19 protein-coding genes are annotated in these 20,314 nt (G+C 47.1%); 12 read left to right on the forward strand and 7 right to left on the reverse strand.

The features are described 5' to 3' along the window. Nucleotides 1–41 precede the first annotated feature (41 nt). Nucleotides 42–1,223 (forward strand): acetyl-CoA C-acyltransferase, encoded by a 1,182-nt coding sequence (locus Q5L94_RS01070; RefSeq protein ID WP_317496653.1) that lies wholly within the window; start codon nucleotides 42–44, stop codon nucleotides 1,221–1,223. 20 nt (nucleotides 1,224–1,243) lie between these two features. On the opposite strand, the gene Q5L94_RS01075 is transcribed toward Q5L94_RS01070, so the two are convergent. After that, nucleotides 1,244–2,122 (reverse strand): EamA family transporter, encoded by an 879-nt coding sequence (locus Q5L94_RS01075; RefSeq protein WP_317496654.1) that lies wholly within the window; start codon nucleotides 2,120–2,122, stop codon nucleotides 1,244–1,246. A 68-nt stretch (nucleotides 2,123–2,190) separates the two neighbouring features. Here Q5L94_RS01075 and Q5L94_RS01080 point away from each other — a divergent pair, with 68 nt between their 5' ends. The 9 genes from Q5L94_RS01080 to rlmM all read left to right on the forward strand — a co-directional run bounded on the left by Q5L94_RS01080 (nucleotide 2,191) and on the right by rlmM (nucleotide 10,805). Continuing rightward, the gene (locus Q5L94_RS01080; protein ID WP_317496655.1) at nucleotides 2,191–3,690 is read left to right on the forward strand and encodes a CoA-acylating methylmalonate-semialdehyde dehydrogenase; all 1,500 of its coding nucleotides are present in this window, start codon (nucleotides 2,191–2,193) and stop codon (nucleotides 3,688–3,690) included. Nucleotides 3,691–3,702: 12 nt separating this feature from the next. Then, nucleotides 3,703–4,860, forward strand: coding sequence for an acyl-CoA dehydrogenase family protein (locus Q5L94_RS01085; RefSeq protein WP_317496656.1), 1,158 nt, complete (start codon nucleotides 3,703–3,705; stop codon nucleotides 4,858–4,860). Nucleotides 4,861–4,869: 9 nt separating this feature from the next. Then, nucleotides 4,870–5,991 (forward strand): enoyl-CoA hydratase/isomerase family protein, encoded by a 1,122-nt coding sequence (locus tag Q5L94_RS01090; protein WP_317496657.1) that lies wholly within the window; start codon nucleotides 4,870–4,872, stop codon nucleotides 5,989–5,991. 26 nt (nucleotides 5,992–6,017) lie between these two features. Continuing rightward, entirely contained in the window at nucleotides 6,018–6,914 is an 897-nt protein-coding gene (mmsB, locus tag Q5L94_RS01095; RefSeq protein WP_317496658.1) for a 3-hydroxyisobutyrate dehydrogenase, read from the forward strand. Nucleotides 6,915–6,934: 20 nt separating this feature from the next. Next, nucleotides 6,935–7,699 carry an SDR family oxidoreductase gene (locus Q5L94_RS01100; RefSeq protein ID WP_011234117.1) on the forward strand — a complete coding sequence of 255 codons (765 nt, stop codon included), beginning with the start codon at nucleotides 6,935–6,937 and terminating at the stop codon, nucleotides 7,697–7,699. Nucleotides 7,700–7,796: 97 nt separating this feature from the next. Beyond that, nucleotides 7,797–8,696: a transcriptional regulator GcvA gene (locus Q5L94_RS01105; protein ID WP_317496659.1), complete on the forward strand. Its 900-nt coding sequence runs from the start codon at nucleotides 7,797–7,799 to the stop codon at nucleotides 8,694–8,696. Continuing rightward, a complete protein-coding gene (locus Q5L94_RS01110; protein ID WP_317496660.1) occupies nucleotides 8,696–9,319 on the forward strand; it encodes an alpha/beta fold hydrolase in 624 nt (207 codons plus the stop codon). The genes Q5L94_RS01105 and Q5L94_RS01110 overlap by 1 nt, the downstream gene beginning before the upstream one ends. Beyond that, nucleotides 9,316–9,696, forward strand: coding sequence for a DUF423 domain-containing protein (locus tag Q5L94_RS01115; protein ID WP_317496661.1), 381 nt, complete (start codon nucleotides 9,316–9,318; stop codon nucleotides 9,694–9,696). The genes Q5L94_RS01110 and Q5L94_RS01115 overlap by 4 nt, the downstream gene beginning before the upstream one ends. Then, entirely contained in the window at nucleotides 9,696–10,805 is a 1,110-nt protein-coding gene (gene rlmM / locus Q5L94_RS01120) for a 23S rRNA (cytidine(2498)-2'-O)-methyltransferase RlmM (RefSeq protein WP_317496662.1), read from the forward strand. Before Q5L94_RS01115 ends, rlmM begins: the two co-directional genes overlap by 1 nt. Before the next feature lie 45 nt (nucleotides 10,806–10,850). On the opposite strand, the gene Q5L94_RS01125 is transcribed toward rlmM, so the two are convergent. The 5 genes from Q5L94_RS01125 to Q5L94_RS01145 all read right to left on the reverse strand — a co-directional run bounded on the left by Q5L94_RS01125 (nucleotide 10,851) and on the right by Q5L94_RS01145 (nucleotide 16,828). Further along, on the reverse strand, nucleotides 10,851–11,855 hold the full coding sequence (locus tag Q5L94_RS01125) for an isocitrate dehydrogenase (protein WP_317496663.1): 1,005 nt from the start codon (nucleotides 11,853–11,855) through the stop codon (nucleotides 10,851–10,853). A gap of 105 nt (nucleotides 11,856–11,960) precedes the next feature. Continuing rightward, nucleotides 11,961–13,484: a hypothetical protein gene (locus Q5L94_RS01130; RefSeq protein WP_317496664.1), complete on the reverse strand. Its 1,524-nt coding sequence runs from the start codon at nucleotides 13,482–13,484 to the stop codon at nucleotides 11,961–11,963. Further along, on the reverse strand, nucleotides 13,481–13,867 hold the full coding sequence (locus Q5L94_RS01135) for a DUF3192 domain-containing protein (RefSeq protein ID WP_034820394.1): 387 nt from the start codon (nucleotides 13,865–13,867) through the stop codon (nucleotides 13,481–13,483). Before Q5L94_RS01135 ends, Q5L94_RS01130 begins: the two co-directional genes overlap by 4 nt. A 7-nt stretch (nucleotides 13,868–13,874) precedes the next feature. Further along, a complete protein-coding gene (gene ppnN / locus Q5L94_RS01140) occupies nucleotides 13,875–15,230 on the reverse strand; it encodes a nucleotide 5'-monophosphate nucleosidase PpnN (RefSeq protein WP_317496665.1) in 1,356 nt (451 codons plus the stop codon). 74 nt (nucleotides 15,231–15,304) lie between these two features. Next, nucleotides 15,305–16,828, reverse strand: coding sequence for a GGDEF domain-containing protein (locus tag Q5L94_RS01145; RefSeq protein ID WP_317496666.1), 1,524 nt, complete (start codon nucleotides 16,826–16,828; stop codon nucleotides 15,305–15,307). A gap of 151 nt (nucleotides 16,829–16,979) precedes the next feature. On the opposite strand from Q5L94_RS01145, the gene Q5L94_RS01150 reads away from it, so the two are divergent. Next, the gene (locus Q5L94_RS01150; RefSeq protein ID WP_317496667.1) at nucleotides 16,980–18,785 is read left to right on the forward strand and encodes a M61 family metallopeptidase; all 1,806 of its coding nucleotides are present in this window, start codon (nucleotides 16,980–16,982) and stop codon (nucleotides 18,783–18,785) included. A 4-nt stretch (nucleotides 18,786–18,789) separates the two neighbouring features. Here Q5L94_RS01150 and queF read toward each other — a convergent pair whose 3' ends face one another. Further along, nucleotides 18,790–19,614 (reverse strand): NADPH-dependent 7-cyano-7-deazaguanine reductase QueF, encoded by an 825-nt coding sequence (gene queF / locus Q5L94_RS01155; RefSeq protein ID WP_317496668.1) that lies wholly within the window; start codon nucleotides 19,612–19,614, stop codon nucleotides 18,790–18,792. A 59-nt stretch (nucleotides 19,615–19,673) separates the two neighbouring features. Between queF and syd the strand changes: the two genes are divergently transcribed. Next, nucleotides 19,674–20,225, forward strand: coding sequence for a SecY-interacting protein (syd, locus tag Q5L94_RS01160; protein WP_317496669.1), 552 nt, complete (start codon nucleotides 19,674–19,676; stop codon nucleotides 20,223–20,225). Nucleotides 20,226–20,314: the final 89 nt, after the last annotated feature.

Below are 20,314 nucleotides of genomic sequence, written 5' to 3' on the forward strand. Positions count from 1 at the left end.
AGAGGAAGTTTACGTTAACGTAAAGTGCATTTGGAGGAAAAATGTCGAGCGATTCTATCGTTATTGTAGCGGCCAACCGCACGCCAATGGGCGGTTTTCAGGGCAGTTTGAGTGAAGTTACGGCTCCTGATTTGGGCGCAACAGCTATAAAAGCAGCGCTGAGTAACAGCGGTTTAACAGCCGATGATATTTCAGAAGTTATCATGGGCAATGTGTTACCTGCCGGTTTGGGTCAGGCACCAGCGCGTCAGGCAATGCTGCATGCCGATTTACCTCGCTCTACCGGCGCGACAACCATTAATAAAGTATGCGGCTCTGGCTTGAAAGCTGCAATGATGGCGCACGATTTAATTAAAGCAGGCTCAGCAGATGTGGTGCTTGCCGGTGGCATGGAAAGTATGTCGAATGCACCTTATATGCTGCCAAAAGGCCGTAGCGGTTATCGTATGGGGCACGGACAAGTTCTGGATCATATGATGCTGGACGGGCTGGAAGACGCCTACGAGCATAAAGCTATGGGATGTTACGCACAGGACACTGCTGATGAATACGGTTTGGATCGTGAAGCAATGGATGAGTTTGCCATTCATTCACTTACCAAAGCTCAGACTGCTATTAAGGATGGCCTTTTTAAAGACGAAATTACCCCGGTTACATACTCCACCCGTAAAGGTGACGTGACTGTCGATATCGACGAACAACCGGGTAAAGCGCGTCTGGATAAAATTTCTCAGTTGCGTGCGGCATTCAAAAAGGATGGCACCATTACCGCGGCTAATTCCAGTTCCATTTCTGACGGTGCAGCAGCGCTTATTTTAATGCGTGAGAGCGATGCAAAGGCCAAAGGTTTGCAACCGCTGGCGCGAGTAATGGGTCACACGACGCACTCGCAGGAACCGTCTGAATTTACCGTCGCACCAATTGGGGCAATGAACTCCTTGCTCAGCAAGCTGGACTGGACAAAAGACGACGTCGATTTATGGGAAATTAACGAAGCTTTTGCCATGGTAACTATGCTGGCCATTCAGCAAATGAAGTTAGACCCGGCTAAAGTCAATGTGCATGGCGGAGCTTGTGCGTTAGGGCATCCGATTGGCGCAAGCGGCGCACGTTTGCTGGTAACGTTGTTGCACGCTTTGAAACAGAAAGGCCAGAAACGAGGCATTACCTCACTGTGTATCGGCGGCGGTGAAGCCGTCGCTCTGGCTGTGGAAATGGTGTAATAGGGCTTTGCTGATATAGGCTAGCCGGAGGGTTTCAGTTTTTGAGCTCGTCCGGCTAGCCAAATGGCAAGTACTATAATCAAAGCACCAATGCTTAAGCGGGTGTAGTCAAATGACTGTTCCCAGAATAAGACATTAACCAGAATTCCAGTGGGAATTAACGCATTGTTCATCGTGGCCAGTTGTCCGGTGTTGACCCATTTACTGGCAAGGTTCCAACCAAGGTAACCAAGCCCGGAGGCAACAGTACCGAGCCACAATAAGATGCCCCATTGAAGATGAGTGGTCGGCATTTTGGTTAAGTTGCCAAAGAATAAAACACCAAGGCCGGCAACGATGCTGGCACCAAAGAAAAAGGCGGCAAATTGTTGACTTTGTTCTAAGGTTTTACCTGTGGGTAAACGCTTATAAGCAACTTGACCGGTGGCAAAGCACGCATTGGCTGCCTGAATTAAAAAGAAGCCGGTGACGAAGTCATCGGACAAAGGTTGATAGCGAATAATGGCGGCACCGCATACCGATACCGTTGCGGCTATCCACCATAAGAGCGGGAGATGCTTGCGGTTAAGTATCAGCTCGTCAATTAGCGTTATATAGAGTGGTGTAAAAATAGTGAACAAAAGCACTTCGGCAACGCTCAAATACAAAAATGCATGATAAAGAAACAAATACATGGCGCCAATTTGTACAGCGCCAATAACGGCCAGTTTAGCCAGTTGAGGTAGCTGCCCACTTTTGGGAGACAAATGCCGCCAACGAAATAGCGGCAATACGGTTATCAGGGCTAAAACCATGCGGATAAAGACAACAATATAACCGTCAACCTGGCCAGCAAGATAAACGCCGATTAGCGAAAAGCTGGCGGCCCAAAGTAAAGTAATCAGAATTAAGAGGGTCACGTTAAGGCTCACTTAACTAAATTTAGCTCATCAATAGATGACAAAATAACACAATAAGAAGGTGAATTATGTCTAAGAAAGTGCCTCTGTATATAGATGGCGAATTTATCGCCTCGAAGTCAGAACAGTGGATTCCTGTCACCAACCCGGCAACTCAGGAAGTTATTGCACAAGTGCCTGTTGCTACCCAAAGCGAAATGGACGCCGCGGTTGAGAGTGCTCGCGAAGCCTTTAAAACCTGGAAAGAAGTGCCGGTTTCTGAGCGTGCTCGCGTAATGATGCGCTATCAGGCTTTGTTAAAAGAACATCAGGAAGAAATAGCTGAAACGCTGGCACAAGAAACTGGTAAAACTTTTGAAGATGCCAAAGGTGATGTTTGGCGTGGTATAGAAGTGGTTGAACACGCAGCGAACATTCCTTCGTTATTGATGGGCGAGACCGTTGAAAACGTTGCCCGTAAAATTGATTCTTACAGTTACACTCAGCCACTTGGCGTTTGTGCAGGTATTACACCATTTAACTTTCCGGCGATGATTCCACTTTGGATGTTCCCGCTGGCCATTGCTTGTGGTAACACCTTTATTCTTAAACCTTCTGAGCAAGATCCATTAACGCCAAATCGTTTGGTGGAATTATTTGAACAAGCTGGCGCGCCTAAAGGGGTGTTGCAGGTCTTGCATGGCAATAAAGATCAGGTTGATTTTCTGCTGGATCATCCGGCAGTTCGTGCCTTGTCGTTCGTTGGCTCTGTACCGGTTGCAGAGTACATCTACCGTCGCGGTACAGAAAATGGTAAGCGCGTACAAGCCTTTGCCGGTGCGAAAAACCATTGCGTTATTATGCCAGATGCCAATAAACAGCAAGTGATCAACAATATGGTTGGCTCTTCTGTCGGTGCGGCAGGTCAACGTTGTATGGCGATTTCTGTCGCGGTATTTGTTGGTGCGGCAAAAGAGTGGATCCCTGAAATTGCGGAAGCCATTGCAAAAGTTCGTCCGGGCGCATGGAATGATGAAAATGCCGCTTATGGTCCGGTGATTAGCCCACAAGCAAAAGAGCGCGTTGAAGCTTTGATTACTCAGGGTGAAAAAGAAGGCGCGAAGCTGCTGGTTGATGGCCGTAACTGTAAAGTTGACGGTTTGCCAGACGGCAACTGGGTTGGTCCAACGGTCTTCTCTAACGTAACGCCGGATATGGAAATTTATAAAACGGAAATTTTCGGTCCAGTATTGTGCGCCACAGAAGTGGACAGCTTAGAAGATGCATTAGAGCTGGTTAACAACAATCCTTACGGTAATGGTACTTCTATCTTTACAGCAAGCGGTGCCGCAGCGCGTAAATACCAACACGAAGTTGAAGTGGGTCAGGTAGGGATTAACATTCCAATTCCGGTACCACTGCCGTTCTTCTCATTTACTGGCTGGAAGCGTTCATTCTTTGGTGACCTACACGCTTATGGTAAGCAGGGCGTTCGTTTCTATAGCGAAACTAAGACCGTAACGGCGCGTTGGTTTGAGAGCGACCTGGAAGATCCGGCAGGTCCTAACATGTCAATTAACCTAAGATAACAGGGGATAACGATGAATTTCGAATTGACAGAAGATCAGCAAGCTTTTGTAGACACTGCTAAGGCCTTCGCTGATAAAGAGCTGGCGCCCAATGCGGCTAAATGGGACGAAGAGCATTACTTCCCAATAGAAGTGTTTCGTAAAGCTGGTGAAATGGGCTTTATGGGCATGTATACACCGGAAGAGGCTGGCGGCTTTGGAATGAGCCGCCTGGACTCTGCGCTTATTTTTGAGCAACTGGCGGGCGGTTGTACAGCAACCACGGCTATGATGACCATTCATAATATGGTTACCTGGATGATTGGCTCATTCGGTCAACAGTCTGTGATTGACCAGTGGGTACCAGAATTAGTGACAGGCGAGAAGCTTGGCTCCTATTGCTTGACTGAACCCGGATCTGGTTCGGACGCTGCGAGCTTACGCACCAGTGCGAAAAAAGACGGCGACGAGTACGTTCTGAACGGCTCTAAAATGTTTATTTCCGGTGCCGGCGAAACTGATGTTTTAGTGGTTATGGCTCGTACAGGTGAAGACGGACCTAAAGGCATTTCTGCCTTTGCGGTACCGGCGGACGCCAAAGGTGTTATTTACGGGAAAGCCGAAGATAAAATGGGCTGGAATGCACAGCCTACCCGCTTAGTGACTTTTGAAGACGTTCGTATTCCGGCAGAAAATCTGCTGGGCAAAGAAGGCGAAGGTTTTAAGTTTGCGATGATGGGCTTAGACGGCGGCCGCATTAACATTGCGGTATGTTCAGTGGGTACAGCGCAGGCGGCACTAAATACTGCCAAAGCTTATATGCAGGAGCGTACGCAATTCGGTAAGCCCCTGGCGGCTTTTCAGGCGCTGCAGTTTAAGTTGGCCGATATGGCGACTGAGCTGGTTGCAGCCCGCCAAATGGTTCGTCTGGCTGCCAGTAAAGTCGATAACAACGACGCTGATAAAACCACCTATTGTGCTATGGCAAAACAGTTTGCGACCGATGTTGGTTTTAAAGTGTGTAACGATGCACTGCAGCTTCACGGTGGTTATGGTTACATTAAAGAGTATCCGTTAGAGCGCCATGTAAGAGATGTTCGTGTACACCAGATTCTGGAAGGCACTAACGAAGTGATGCGCATGATTATTGGGCGCCGTATACTGGCGGATGACGATCGCGAAATCTTGTAAGGAGATTCCATGCAAGACGTTGTACTTTTTGAAGAACTGAACGCCGGTGACAAAGTCATCGGCGTTGCTACGTTAAATTCCGAGAAATCGCTGAATGCTCTGAGCCTGGCGATGGCTGAAAAGCTCTTACCGCAGCTGGAGAAATGGGCAGAAGACGACAAAGTCGCCTGTGTCTGGTTGCAGGGGGCTGGTGAAAAAGCTTTCTGTGCCGGTGGTGACATTGTCGCCATGTATAAAGCCATGCAAGCGGAGCCGGGCAAATTAGTAGAGGAAGTCGAAAACTTCTTCACGAAGGAATATCAACTGGACTACTTTATTCAGACCTTCCCCAAACCTCTTATTTGCTGGGGTGACGGCATTGTGATGGGCGGCGGTATGGGGCTGATGAATGGCGCCAGTCATCGTATTGTGACCGAACGTTCGTTACTGGCTATGCCGGAAGTGACTATTGGCTTGTACCCAGATGTTGGTGCGACCTCCTTCCTTAATCGTATGCCACAAGGTTGCGGCTTGTTCTTAGGCATTACCGGCGCGACGATGAATGCGAACGATGCACTGTATCTGAACCTGGCCGATCACTTTGTCGGGCATGAAAGCAAAGAAAGCATTCTGAATAAACTGAAAGAAGTTCAGTGGGGCAATACTGAGGCATTGAACAAACAAAAGGTGACGGACTTACTGAGTGACGAGGCAAGTAATGACCCAACAGCGTTACCCACGCCTCAGGTAGAACCGCATCAGAAGCTAATAACAGAGCTTACAACGGGCAACGACATTGGTGAAATTGTTGAACGTATTGTCAATGATGAAACGGATGATAAATGGCTGGCGCGGGCGCGTAAGAATCTGGCCAATGGTTGTCCTTTTACATCGCACCTGGTCTGGAACCAGTTGCAGCAAGGCTCTGATTTGTCGTTGGCTGATTGTTTCCGTTTAGAGCTAACCTTGTCCTGTAACTGTGCGGTTCGTGGCGATTTTGCGGAAGGTATTCGGGCACTGCTGATTGATAAAGATAAGAATCCACAATGGCAGCATAACTCGGTAGCCGAAGTACCAGCGGAAGAAGTTGATGCATTCTTTTTACCGCCTTGGGGCGAGCGAACGCATCCATTAGCCGATCTTGATAAATAGAACGAATAACGAGAAGGAGTGCCAATATGGCAACCGTAGGATTTATTGGACTGGGTAACATGGGTGGCCCAATGGCCAGTAACCTGGCAAAAGCCGGCCACAAGGTTAAGGCTTTTGACTTATCGGAAGAAGCACTTAAAGCGATAGTTGCTGACGGTGCACAGGCGGCGAAAACAGCAGCTGAAGCCATCGAAGGAGCCGAGTTTGTAGTGTCTATGCTGCCTGCAGACCGTCACGTAAAAGGCGTTTATCTCGGTGACGATGGCCTAATCAACAAGCTGAATAAAAATCAGTTGGTTATTGACTGCAGTACCATTTCTTCTGAAACCGCTATGTATGTGGGTGAACATTTAGAGAAAGCTGGTATTGCCTTTATCGACGCCCCGGTTTCCGGTGGTGTTGGTGGCGCGAAAGCTGGTACTTTAACCTTTATTTGCGGCGGCACAGAAACTAACGTTGACCGGGCTCGTAGCGTGCTTAACGACATGGGCAAAAATGTTTTCCGCGCCGGTGATGTCGGTGCCGGACAGATTGCAAAAATCTGTAATAACATGTTGTTGTCAGTATTAATGGTAGGTACCTCTGAAGCTTTGCAATTGGGTAAGGCAAACGGGCTGGACCCAAAAGTTTTATCGGAAATTATGCTAGCAAGCTCAGGTAGCAATTGGACATTACAGGTATATAATCCGTGCCCTGGGGTAATGGATAACGTGCCCTCAAGCAATGACTATCAGGGCGGCTTTTTGGTTGACTTAATGGCTAAAGATTTAGGCCTTGCGCAACAAACTGCATTAGAAAGCGGTGCCGCAACGCCTATGGGGTCACTGACTCGCAACCTTTACCACAGCTGGTCTGAGCAAGGCCATGGTCGCCAGGACTTTTCCAGTATTTTTAATTATGTGGCACCTAAGTCACAGAAGTAACCTAAGAATTGGGGAAACACATGCAAATTAAAGACAGTGTCATTGTTATTACCGGTGGTGCTCAGGGGCTAGGCCTCGCGATGGCTGAAGATTTCGCCAGACAAGGTGCCAAACTTGCACTTATCGATATTAACGGCGACGTATTAGGTGAAGCTCAGGAACAATGCGAAAAGCTGGGCGCAGCCAAAGTGGTTGGTTATGAAGTTGATATTACCGATGAAGAGTCGGTAGAAACCGTATTTGAGCAAATTCAGCAAGAATTTGATGGCATCGATGTGCTAGTGAACAACGCAGGCTTACTGCGTGACGGCTTGCTGATCAAATTCAAAGACGGCGAACTGAAACAGAAAATGCCATTACAGCAGTTTCAGTCGGTACTGGATGTGAACCTCACCGGTACCTTCTTATGCGGACGTGAAGCCGCAGCGCAGATGGTAAAAGCTGGTAAGAAAGGTGTTATCATCAACATTTCCAGTGTCGCGCGAGCCGGCAACATGGGGCAGACTAACTACTCCGCAACGAAAGCCGGTGTGGTTGCTATGACAGTCACCTGGGCTCGTGAACTGGGTCGTTACGGCATTCGCTGTGGTGCTATTGCGCCTGGCTTTATTGAAACGCCAATGACGGCACAGATGAAACCTGAAGCGGTTGATCGCGCGTTGTCTATGGTGCCGCTAAAACGCTGGGGCCAGCCCAATGAAATTGCCCACAGTGCTCGCTACATTATTGAAAATGACTTCTTTAGCGGCCGTGTGGTCGAAATTGACGGCGGCGTTCGTCTGTAAGTCACATTAGTTAAAGTAATGATAAATAGCCGAACTAAGGGCGTCTCTGTTATAGTGGTGGTTATCTACTAAACAGAGACGCTTTTTAGTTAATGGCATGCGGAAATTACCTCCCTTAAACGCGCTAAAATCATTTGAAGTGGCAGCGCGTCATCTCAGTTTTACCAAAGCAGCCGAAGAGTTATTTGTGACTCAGGCGGCCGTCAGTCATCAGGTAAAAGCGTTAGAAGACTTCCTTGAGCTTAAGCTTTTTATTCGACGAAACCGCTCGCTGCTGCTCACCGAAGAAGGGCAGGAATACTACTTAGAATTACGGGATATTTTTGAGCAATTGGCGCAGGCCACCGATAAACTTCGGCTAGTGTCTGAACGCGGTGCTTTGACCGTGTCGGTTCCGCCCAGCTTCGCCATTTTATGGTTTGTTCCGCGGCTCAGCAGTTTTCGCGAAGAACACCCAGATATGGACATACGCATTAAAGCGGTGGATGAGATTAGCGGCTCTTTGACGGACGATGTAGACGTTGCTATTTACTATGGTGATGGTCGCTGGCCCGGCGTAAAAGCTTACCAGCTGCATGAAGAATACTTATGGCCTGTCTGTTCTCCTTTGCTGTTAGACAAAGCCAACATTAAAGAGCCGATAGATTTATTCAAACAAACGCTACTGCATGATGAAACCCGAAATGCCTGGAAGGACTGGTTTCAATTGGTAGGGTTGCCCCAGTATAAAGGCGATAACGGACCAGTATTTAGTCATTCCAGCCTGGCTTTGCAGGCTGCAGTCCACGGGCAGGGCATTGCATTAGCCAATAACGTGTTGGTGAAGTCTGAAATTGACAGTGGCCACCTGGTTCGTATTTTTCCTCAGGCACTGCAGCGGAATAAAGCGTTTTATCTGGTTTGTCGTGACAATCAGGCGGAGATAGGTAAAATCGCGACCTTTCGTCAGTGGCTGCTAAACTTGGTTCAAAAAGAAGAGCAAGAGTTTAACCAATAATGCGTTATCAACAACAGAACCCGGAAGGAGCGTTCCGCATCGTGTTTTTGCACGGCTCAGGAGGCGGTCCCGACACAGCTTTTATGAATTTCTTTGCAGAGCATGGCATAGCGCTTGGTGCGGAGGTTGTGCGCCCGGACTTTCCTTATTGGGAAAAGGTTCGTGAAACCGGTAAGCCACGTCCGCCGAATAAAATGCAGGCATTGGTCGATGCGATTGATGAACTGCTGAGCGAGTTACAGCAAGATAATAAACCGTTAGTTTTGATGGGCAAGTCGTTAGGAAGCCGGGTAATGTTGCGCTTAGCCGATAAATACGGCGCGAAAGCAGTCATTGCTTTGGGCTTTCCGTTCCACCCACCGCAAAAACCTGAGAAGTCACGCCTTGAAGAATTAAAGATGACGCAGGCGCCCGGCCTTATTTTGCAGGGAACGCGTGACCCGTTCAGTAAGCCGCTTTTAAAAAGAGCCGAGCAGGGGCAAGGCGTGGAGCTGCCGCATAACTGGCAGTTACAATGGCTAGAGGGTGCCGATCACGGATTTGCCGCCACAAAAGCCAAGGCGGTGAATACACCTAAGCTTTGGCAGCAGGCAGCAGATGCCATTAAGGAGTTTATTCAATGAGTCAGGTATTTTTAATTGTGGCCGCCATTTTAGGCGGTACCGGCGTTATGTTGGGCGCTTTTGCTTCGCACGGTTTAAAATCGAAATTAAGTGAGAGTTTGCTGAGCGCTTTTGAGACCGGAGTCACCTATCAGTTTTATCATGCGTTGGCACTGTTTGCTTTAGCGCTTTGGTTAAAGCAGTCACCGTCGGTTTGGTTTGTTGCCAGCGGCTATTTGTGGCTGGCTGGCGTGGTTCTATTTTCTGGCAGTTTGTATGCCTTAGCACTTACCGGTGTTAAATGGTTTGGACCTATAACACCTATTGGCGGAGTATTATTTATTGCTGGCTGGGTCAGTTTATTAGTTGGCGCAATGAAGTTAGGAGCAGGTAGTTAATGAGTGAGATTGTTAACGGCAGAGGTAGTGGCATTGTATTGCTGTGTCGTGCGGGGTTCGAAGGTGATTGCGCGGCCGAAATTCAGGATAAAACCGCGGAACTGGGTGTTTATGGTTATTGCCAGACACAACCCGAACAAGCTTACGTTACCTACCATTGTCAGCACGAAGAAGCAGAGCATATTGCCCGTAAACTGACGCTGAAAGACCTGGTCTTTGCGCGCGAAATGTTTGCCTTGCTGGGGCCGGTTAAAGTGGCCGGTATTGAAGACCGTGCCAGCGAAGTCATAAAGGTACTAAAACCTCACCAGGAAACTTTTGGTTTAGCCGGTGAGTTACGGGTGGAAACCCCAGATACTAACGAAGCTAACCAGCTATCCAAATTTTGCCGTAAGTTTAGCGTACCGCTGCGTCAGGCGTTGCGTAAAGAAGAGCTTTTAAGTAATAAACCGTTAGCCAAACGACCGATGCTTCACGTGTTATTTGTCAATGCGGCACATGCTTTGGTGGGGTATTCGTACAGCTATAACCAGACAGTGCACGATGGTGGGATTGTGCGTTTGCGTATGCCAAAAGAGGCACCAAGCCGTTCAACGTTAAAACTGGATGAAGCCTTTCAGGTATTTGTGCCTGAAAACGAACATGAAAAACGTGTTCATTCGGGCATGAAGGCGGTAGATCTTGGTGCAGCGCCGGGAGGCTGGACTTATCAGTTGGTACGCCGCGGTATGATGGTACAGGCTGTGGACAACGGACCAATGGCAGAATCTTTAATGGAAACCGGTCAGGTAAAGCACATTCAGGAAGACGGCTTTAAATTTCGCCCGAAACGCAAAAATGTTACCTGGTTGGTGTGCGATATGGTTGAAAAACCCGCACGTGTCGGCGAGCTGATGACCAGTTGGTTACTAGACGGTGATTGTGAAGAAGCCATCTTTAATCTTAAGTTACCAATGCGTCAGCGCTACGCCGCAGTTAAAGGCTACCTGGATCAGATTAAAGAACAGCTACAAACCGAGGGGACTAAGCCGTTTGAAATTCAGGCCAAGCACCTTTACCACGACCGTGAAGAAATTACTGTACACTTGCGCTGGTTGCCCCGCAGCTAGCTTTAAAGGCATAGCCTGAGTTCATTCATGGCTATGCCTTTCGCCTTAAAGACGCTCAATAACTGCCTGAGTAAAATCAGTGGTACCGTGCGAGCCGCCCAAATCACGAGTGGTACGGTCGCCACTGGAAATCACATCTTCTAATGCTTTGGTGATTTTTTCGGCTTGTTCTTGCATACCTAAGTATTCCAGCATTTGAATTGACGCTAAGATAACTGAGGTTGGGTTTGCCAGGTTTTTACCAGCAATATCCGGGGCTGAGCCGTGTACAGCTTCGAAAATGGCGCAGTCTTTACCAATGTTAGCGCCGGGTGCCATACCTAAGCCGCCGACCAAACCTGCGCACAGGTCAGACAGAATATCGCCAAACAGGTTGGTGGTAACAATAACGTCAAACTCTTCCGGGTTCATAACCAAGCGCATGCAGGCCGCATCAACAATCATTTCTGTTGATTCAATATCAGGATACTCTTCCGCAATTTCGCGCGCTACTTTCAGGAATAAACCGGAAGTGGATTTCAGAATGTTGGCTTTATGCACCGCGGTGACTTTCTTACGGCCTTCGCGACGTGCGGTTTCATAGGCAAAACGAACAATGCGCTCAGCGCCTTCACGAGTGATTTTGCTTACTGCTTCGGCTTCGTTACCGTCTTCAGATACTTTTTGGCCTAAGCCGGAGTACATACCTTCGGTATTTTCACGAATGGTAATAATATCAATGTTTTCGTAGCGCGCTTGTGTGCCGGTAAAAGACAAAACAGGGCGCACGTTAGCGTATAATGAAAAATGTTTGCGGAGGCTGACATTAATAGAGGTAAAGCCTTCACCAACCGGAGTGGTTAGCGGACCTTTTAAGGTAACACCGTTACGCTCAATCGCATCAAGAGTGTCCTGTGGCAGTAACTCTCCGGTTTTTTCCAAAGCAGTTAAACCAGCGTCGACGTATTCATATTCAAAGTCACAACCTGCTTTATCAAGAATGGCTGTTGCGGACTCGACAATATCCGGACCGATGCCGTCACCTGGAATTACTGTGATAGTTCTACTCATGAATTGATTCCTTTAAACCGTGTTACAACAAAAACAGGAATGGTAATTCTACCATTGCGGCGTTAATACTGACTAGCAAAGCATTATTCAGCCAGTAAATGTAGGTTATAACGGTGAGTAACAGTGACTTTCAAAAGCTGATTTAGCTTTAATTCGGGTCAGTTGCTCACCGTTTACTTGAAGTTGCTGACAATAAGACTTTAGCAGTGATTTGACCGAGTCGCTTAATAACACATTGGGGTAATAGGTACTTATGGTCAAATAATTGGCTAAGAAAAACAAAGCATTGAGTTCATTGTCTTCACTCTTATCGGGATCCAATAAATTTTCAGTGGCGGCCGGCAATTGCCAACGCTTAACTAATTGTCGACTGCGACGAAAGTCACTGATATCCAGTGCAGAGCCTACCCAACTTGTACTGTAGCAATGCTCTATTTCTCGCGGACGGGGCCACCTTGCCGATTTAAGCAGCTCTGGGTGACGAAAAAGATCGGAGCCTGAAAGCAGAGCAAGCAGTGGTGCCGGGGTTGGCAGGCTAACGCCGGTTTCTGTTGATAAGTGCTGTAGCGTTGTGGTCAGTAAGCCGAGCTTTTGCATCAATGCGTTATGCTGAGGAATGGTATTTAATGAAAACTGATGCTGCAAAAAAGCAGTAGCAAGAATAACTGAAGCTCGTTTAGAGCCTAACCATAAATAAGACTGCTTTAAGTCCATACGGCTGGCTTCGCTGTAGCCAATGCGTTCGCTCTGATGCACGGCAGCATGGAGGCTGCTGGCTAAAAAAGGCAGTTGGTTAATTTGCTGAATTACTGCGTTTAAGGCGCCACTGGCATTGGCGTAACGGTTTATTGCCTGTAACAGTTTCCTGGGCGTTTGTTGTGTTGCACTTTTTGGCTTGTGCTTTAGCAATCGGTGCTGAGCCAGAGCGTTCACCTGTTCCTGAGTCAGAGGTTTGTCGTTAACGTCCCAATTTTGTGTCTCGTCCGGGCTGACATAAAATGGGCTGTCCAGCTTATGTATAAGAGCCAGAATCTGATGTTTTCCTTCAAAACCTAAAAGTACTGCGGTCTGCTGGTTCTTATGATGTGAAAACTTCTGACCCGTGAGTCTTAAAGGAAGTGTATCCTGCTGATTTAACAGCGCCCAAAAGCGATAGCGGAATTCACTGTTCAATAAGGGGAAAAAAGCTTGAGTAGGCTCACAGCGTTGCAGCTGAACCTGAGTTAAGGCGTTAACCCAATAGCGAAAAACGACAATGTCAGCAGATTTTAGCGTTAAAGGCTCTAAAGCAGAGAGCCACAGCGGCTGTCTTAAATGCAGCTGCTTCCAGTGGGCAGGGTCTGGATTAAGCTTTTCACTGACACAAGCAGCGGCCAGAATTCGGCGATAATGTGAGTGCAAAGACCATTGATAACCGCAATGCAGCGCGTTCACACAAACCGCGAGTAACTCACTTATTATCTGATTATCCGCAGGAGCGTATTGCTGAGCGTAAAGGGGAAGCAGTTCAGGCCAGCGGTTTTGCTGATATTCTTCATCAATAAACTGAACCAGACGATAAAGCTGACGAACGTCGTGTTGTTTCAGTAAACTTGCCGCTTTTTCACAACACTCGGTCAGCTCTCTCATTCTCGCCTCTGATAATTCTGATAGTCACGATAAGAGTCGTTGCCCCAGGCGATAAGCTTATTATCGCGAAAAACCAAAGGGGTACATTCATCTTTAGTCGTTATTCCGTCAGAAGTCACGTGATGAGTTCGATAAAACAGAACTTGCATGTCACCTTCAGATGAGGCTTTTGCTTCGTTGATATCGGGTGAGCCTAAAATACGAATAACACTGTCTTTGGACATACCGAGATCCAACTGGCCAATTTGTCTGGCGTTATAGGTCTCTCGTTCCTGCCACTGTAAATCAGCAGGATCAGCCTGATAAAGCATCAGCACTGCTCCTACTATGGCTAGATAAGAAACAGCGCCAATGGCGAGTATGACAAAGACTTTATTTTTCATAAATCCTTCAGTCAGTAACAACCTTATAACAAGGATGATACACCGAACCTGGCAATTTCATACGTCCTTGTTCGACGAATGCTCTTAACAATACGTCCAGTCGTTTCATTAACTCTTTTTCACCGTGAATGGTAAATACGCCTTTTTCCCGAATTTGACGAATGCCACCATCTTTCACGTTCCCGGCTACAATAGCTGAAAACGCACGTCGTAAGTCGGCTGCTAGCTCTTCTTTAGGCTGTTCCGGGTGCAGGTTCAGTGACGCAACATTTTCGTGAGTCGGGTAGAACGGCCGCTGGAAGTTTTCATCAATAAATAAGGTCCAGTTAAAGTAGTAAGCGTCACCAGAATCACGGCGGTATTGTTTTACTGCGGCCATGCCGGCGTGCATGTGCTGTGCAACACCTGAGGGGTCAGCAATAATAATACGGTAAAAGCCTCGAGCCTCTTCACCCAGAGTTTCAACAATAAAGGTGTCCAGCGCATCAAAGTAATCTTTAGACGCCTCAGGGCCTGTCAATATAACCGGTAAGCTTTGTTGTTGGTTTTTCGGGTGCATCAGTATGCCAAGAAGATACAACAGCTCTTCAGCGGTGCCAGCGCCACCCGGGAAAATAACAATACCGTGCGCACAGCGAACGAAAGCTTCCAGGCGTTTTTCAATATCGGGCAAAATAACCAGTTCGTTAACAATAGGGTTAGGTGGCTCGGCAGCAATAATGCCAGGCTCAGTAAGACCTAAGTAGCGACCACCACTAATACGCTGTTTAGCATGACCAATAGTCGCGCCTTTCATAGGGCCTTTCATTGCACCCGGGCCACATCCGGTACAGATATTTAAGCCACGCAAGCCCAACTGATAACCCACTTCTTTAGTGTATTTGTACTCAGCTTCGTTAATTGAGTGACCGCCCCAGCAAACCACCATATCGGGCTCTTGCATGGCCTGAATAGTACGGGCGTTACGTAAAATGTCGAACACCACGTGGGTTAGGGTGGCACTGTCAGCGTCTTTCAGTTCTTCTTCTGAGTAACGTTCTCCGGTAAAGAGAATGTCGCGCAATACGGATTCCAGTAATTCGCGAATGCCGACAATCAGTTCGCCATCAACAAAAGCTTCAGCCGGCGGCTCAATCAATTCAATTTTTATACCGCGCTCTTTGCGGATAATATTAACGGCGAAGTCTTCATATTTATCGTAAATTTCAGCGCTGCTATCGGTATTGCTTCCGGCATTTAAAACCGCGAGACAGCAATTGCGAAATAATTTATAGAGTTGGCTGTTTGAGGATTGCTTTAAACGTTCTATTTCCAGTTGTGACAAAAGAGACATGCTGCCTCTTGGAGAAATACTTGCTCTCATTATTTTTTCATACTCCTGTAATAACGATGACTCGGGGTCATTCTTGTACCGGCGGTGCCCATCAGATTTGCTCTTTATTTTGCTGTGATGACTTTGTTGCGCCCGCTGTTTTTTGCTTCATAGAGCGCCTTATCGGCTCTTTCAAAAACCGCCAGTGGTATATCTTCATTGTACTTAAATTCAGCTATTCCTGCGGAAATAGTAATGCGTATATCGTCGGTTTTAAATCTAAACGGGATATTAGCCACTTTCTCCCGAGTATTCTCTATATGTTGACAGGCACTTTGTCCGTCAGAACAGAATATGATAGCAAACTCTTCGCCACCATAGCGACAAACAAAGGCTGATTCTCGTAGCGATTTGCTGAGAGTACCTGCGATAACTTGTAAGGTCTTGTCGCCGGCAATATGGCCAAAGCTATCGTTAATATTCTTAAAATGATCAACGTCGATAATGGCTATGCTGAGTGGCGTTTCACCGTTTTTCCAGCGTTGGAATTCCAGGTTTAAACGCTCATCAAAAGCAGAGCGGTTCGGCAACTTGGTCAGATTGTCCTGTAAGCTGCGGAACTTTTGTTTAGCCAGCTCCTGCTTGTAATGTAAAACCTGTTCTTCGGTTTCACGGAGTTTCTGCTCCATGGCTTGCGTGTTGCTATGGAAACTTTGACGCTCTTCGTCATGTAACTTGAGGTGTCGATTCAAAGTTTCACCTAAACGGTGCAACTGCAAGCCGACCGACTCTTTTAAATCGTTCAATTCATACGCGTCAGTGACGCAAGCTTTTATCTCGGAAACGCCACTTTTTAGTTGTTGGTTCAGATGCAGTCGTTGGTCAGCAAAGTCAGCAGAGTGATTTATGGTTTTACCTAATACACTCTGGACAGATTCTAATGAAGCATTTAATTGTTGCAGGAACAGCTGTGCTGAGCGGCGTTCATCGTTAATATTGTTAAATACCAGCCGCATAACTTTTAATGTGATAGCTAACAAGGTTTCGCTGGTTTGCGGCTTTTGTAAAGCTACCCTTACTTGCTGCAAAGTATCAGCGGCGCTTCCAAGAAACTCGACCTCACTTAGTAAATCAAGCAATTGACTTTGATATTGGGTTACTTGCGTTTCTGTCTGAGTACCTTGCTGCTGGTAGGAAAGTGTCAGCAATTGGTTTACTAATGGCAAATAATGAGAAACCGTCATTGTTGGTTGCTCGAATTCATTTGCTATTTTTTGTAGTTGGCTTCTGCCACTGCTATCGCGTGGCTTAATAGACTGTAATGCCAGGTGAATACTTTCGTTGGTTTTTTTTAGCAGCGTTTGCATACGAACAGTATGCTGAGAAATCACCTCACCCACTTGTTGCATTATGGGCTCTATAACCGCAGCGGACGCATTTTGCTGCAGATGACCTCGTAATTTATGCAGTAAACCGTCTAACTCACTATCAACACCATTTAATGCCAGACAAAGATCGTTCACAAAGTTTGAGTAACGTTGCGAGTCGCGCAGATAATCGTCTTCTATCTGCTTACGCGACTGGATGCTCTGTCGCAGTTTCTTGCTAAGGTGCTGAACCTGCTCTTGTGGTGTTTCTGGTAATGCCAATGCTCACCTACCAAATGTTGAAGTCAATACGCATAATACGAAAAATAATGTCATAAAGTCTAACCTATCTGAATTTATTTTCTATCGGTGGATTGTGGTAGTCTTTAAACAAGTTAACTAACAAATAAAGCGAAACTAACGGAGATAAACTGTGCGCAAGAGCTTATTAGCTGTTGGTGTTATGTTGGCACCTTCCATTGTATTGGCAAATACCAATTATAAAATTGATTTAACACAACCTGAGCACCACAAAGGCGAAGTGTCTATAACCTTTCCAGCCAGTGATACTAAGTTTCTGGATGTAAAAATGCCAGCCTGGAGAACCGGATATTATCGCATTTTGAATCTGGCTAATGGGGTTCGGGATTTTGATGCTCAGAGCAACGGGGAAGAACTTCGCTGGGAAAAGGTCGATAAAAGCACCTGGCGCGTATATTTACCTGAAGACAGTGGTGAAGTAACCGTCGATTACGAAATTTACGCGAATCAGCTCGGGCGCCGTAGCCGCCATATCGACGACAGCCATGCTTACTTAGATGCATCCGCTGTATTTATGTATGCAGACGCCTGGCGCGATAAACCGGTGTCAGTGTCTCTGGATGTTCCGGATGAGTGGAAGAGTTACTCCGGTATGGACAGAGACGGTGCACACCAGTTCTCGGCCGAAAGTTGGGATGTGTTAGTTGACTCGCCCATAGAAACGGGCATTAACAAACACTATGAGTTCACTCAGGATGATCGCGATTATGAAGTCGTATTCTGGGGAGAGGGTAACTACGACGCTGAGAAAACGGTCGAAGACTTACAAAAGCTGGTGGCTACCGGTGACTCGATTTGGAGCAGCTACCCATATGAGCGTTATGTTTTTATGGTCCACGCGACAACTGGCGCAGGTGGTGCGACTGAACACAAAAACTCGACGATTATCCAGCGCCCAAGATACAGCTTTGCTAGTCGTGACGATTACCTGTCGTTTATGTCGACAGCGTCACATGAGTTTGTGCATACCTGGAACGTGAAAGCTTATCGCCCGGACGGACTGGTTCCATACGATTATCAAAAAGAAAACTACACTGATTTATTCTGGATTGCTGAAGGTTCAACCAGCTACTTCCAGAATCATTTGTTATTACAGGCAGAAATTATGAAGCCGTCTGAGTATTTCGAACGAGTAGCAACCAGCATTGACCGCTATCGATCAAAACCAGGCCGAGATGTTATGTCAGTGGCTGAAGCCTCTTTTGAGGCGTGGATTGATCAATATGGCGACCGCGCGCACAACGATTCTGTGAATATATACTCGGAAGGTGCTCTGGTTTCCTGGCTGCTGGACAGCGAACTGTTGAAAAAAACTGATGGAGAAGTTAGCTATCGCGACGTGCATAATGAGTTGTATCAGCGCTTTGATGCCGACGAGCAGGGCTTCACTTCAGCCGATGTGCTAACTATTTTGAAAGACTTAACGGGTGAATCCTGGCAGGACTGGTGGCAAGACAATGTTGAAACTCCGGCCGCAGATATTCCGTTCGAGAGTATGCTGGAGCAGGTGGGTTTAAAGCTGGTTTATGATCAGGACAAGGATGAAGAGCAGGACGAACGCGAAGCTGAGAAAGTCTGGGCTGGCTGGAGTGCCAGTGAAGCCAGTGGCGGTATGGAATTGACCAGAGTTAGCAAAGGCAGCCCCGCCTGGGAAGCCGGCTTTACGCCGGGTGATGTCATTGTTGCTTACGACGGACACACCGTAGTTGATGGTCGCTTTAAAGAAGCTTTTGATGAATATAGAGCGGGTGATTCTATTGAAGTGACATTTTTCCGTCGCGACCAGTTGCACAAGAAAACCTTAACGGTGCAACCAACTCCTGAAACTGACGCGAAAATAGAACCATTAGACGAGCCTACTGCTGAACAGAAAGCTCGTTTCCTGCAATGGTTACAAATTCCGCACCCTAACGCTTAATCCCTTATTGTCGGGCCATGCGTTGCATTTGCAGCGCTGGCTCGAAGTCTGAACGAAACGGATTTATGTCCAGACCGCCACGACGTGTGTAACGGGCATAAACCGTCAACTTCTTCATTCCCAGTGCTTTCAAGTCCTGATAAATGCGCTCAACGCATTGCTCGTGGAATTCGTTATGGCGTCTGAATGACACCAGATAAGCGAGCAGCGCAGCGCGATCCAACTTCGGCCCCTGATAATGAATGTAAACCGAACCCCAGTCGGGTTGATTGGTTATCAGACAGTTCGATTTTAACAGATGACTGTGTAGCTCTTCTTCTGTTTCATTTTGCTCTGTAGCAAGCAGTGACGGCTGATAGTCGTACTGCGAAATACGAATATTCTGATGGTCGATACAGTGACCCGGAAAGGTTGCCACAGACTCGCCTTCCAACTCAGACAACTGTCTCAGCTTGACGTTAACCGACGCACCGGCACAAGCGGACAGGTCGGTTTCCATCAGTTGTTGCACCTGCTCCCAAGTGTTAAAACGCGAGTCATTGAAGCTGTTTAAATAAAGCTTAAATGACTTGGATTCGACCAGATTAGGGCTCTTGGCAGGCACGGTAAAATAACCTACCGCAACCTGTGGCAGTCCGTTTGCGTTTAGCCACGAAATTTCATAACCGGTCCATAAATCCACACCCGAAAAAGGTAGCTCGTCTTTAAGCCCTATAGGTTCCCGATTCAGTGAGCGGGGGACTGGTTGCAGCTGTTTTGGGTCATATTCATTCGGGCAGTCGGTGTGCTGCCCCAGAGATAAGTGGTCTAGTGCGTCCTTCTTTGGCATTTAAGTCGCTCCGTAAGTACAATGGCTGTATTGTAAATTTTCTTAGGTGTAAGTACCAGATGAAGACGCTAGAAGAATCAATCGATGCACTAATGATGCGCTATCAGGAAAATGTTCCTGTGCGCTATACAGAGTATGTAGAAGAGTGGAAGAGTCCAATTTATGGAACTGTTATTGACGAGAATACGGTTGAATGGACGCCATGCCGGCAACCTGAAGCGCTAAACTTTGATGATCTTGAGAGTGCTCTGGAAACGAATTTTCATGGAAGTATTAAAGCTTTGTTTGGCCGCTGGTACGCGGGAGACCTTGCGCTTGACTACCAGGGCCATCCAGTTAGCTTGCTACAGACGCAGAGTGCAGAAGACGGTGAGCGCTTATTAGAGAATATTACTGGTCACATTTTAATGAAGCGTCGTTTGAAACAGCCTGAAACGATCTTTATTGGTTTAGGTAGCGAGGATGACAGCTTGTTGGTAACCATAGATAACCAAAGTGGTGCGGTTGGACTTGAATGGGTAGGTAAGGAACAACACGAAGTTCTGTCTGACTCTCTGGCTGACTGGCTTGAGAATTGTCAGCCTCAAGTTAAAGCTGATAACAACTCTTGATGACAGTCTTGCTTTAATAGCGGGTAAATGGGTCTCGACAGAATTCTGAAAAATGGTTAAGTTGGTGTTATAAAAACTAACGATTGGCC

This window comes from Idiomarina sp. Sol25 (assembly GCF_033052775.1).
Taxonomy (GTDB): domain Bacteria; phylum Pseudomonadota; class Gammaproteobacteria; order Enterobacterales; family Alteromonadaceae; genus Idiomarina.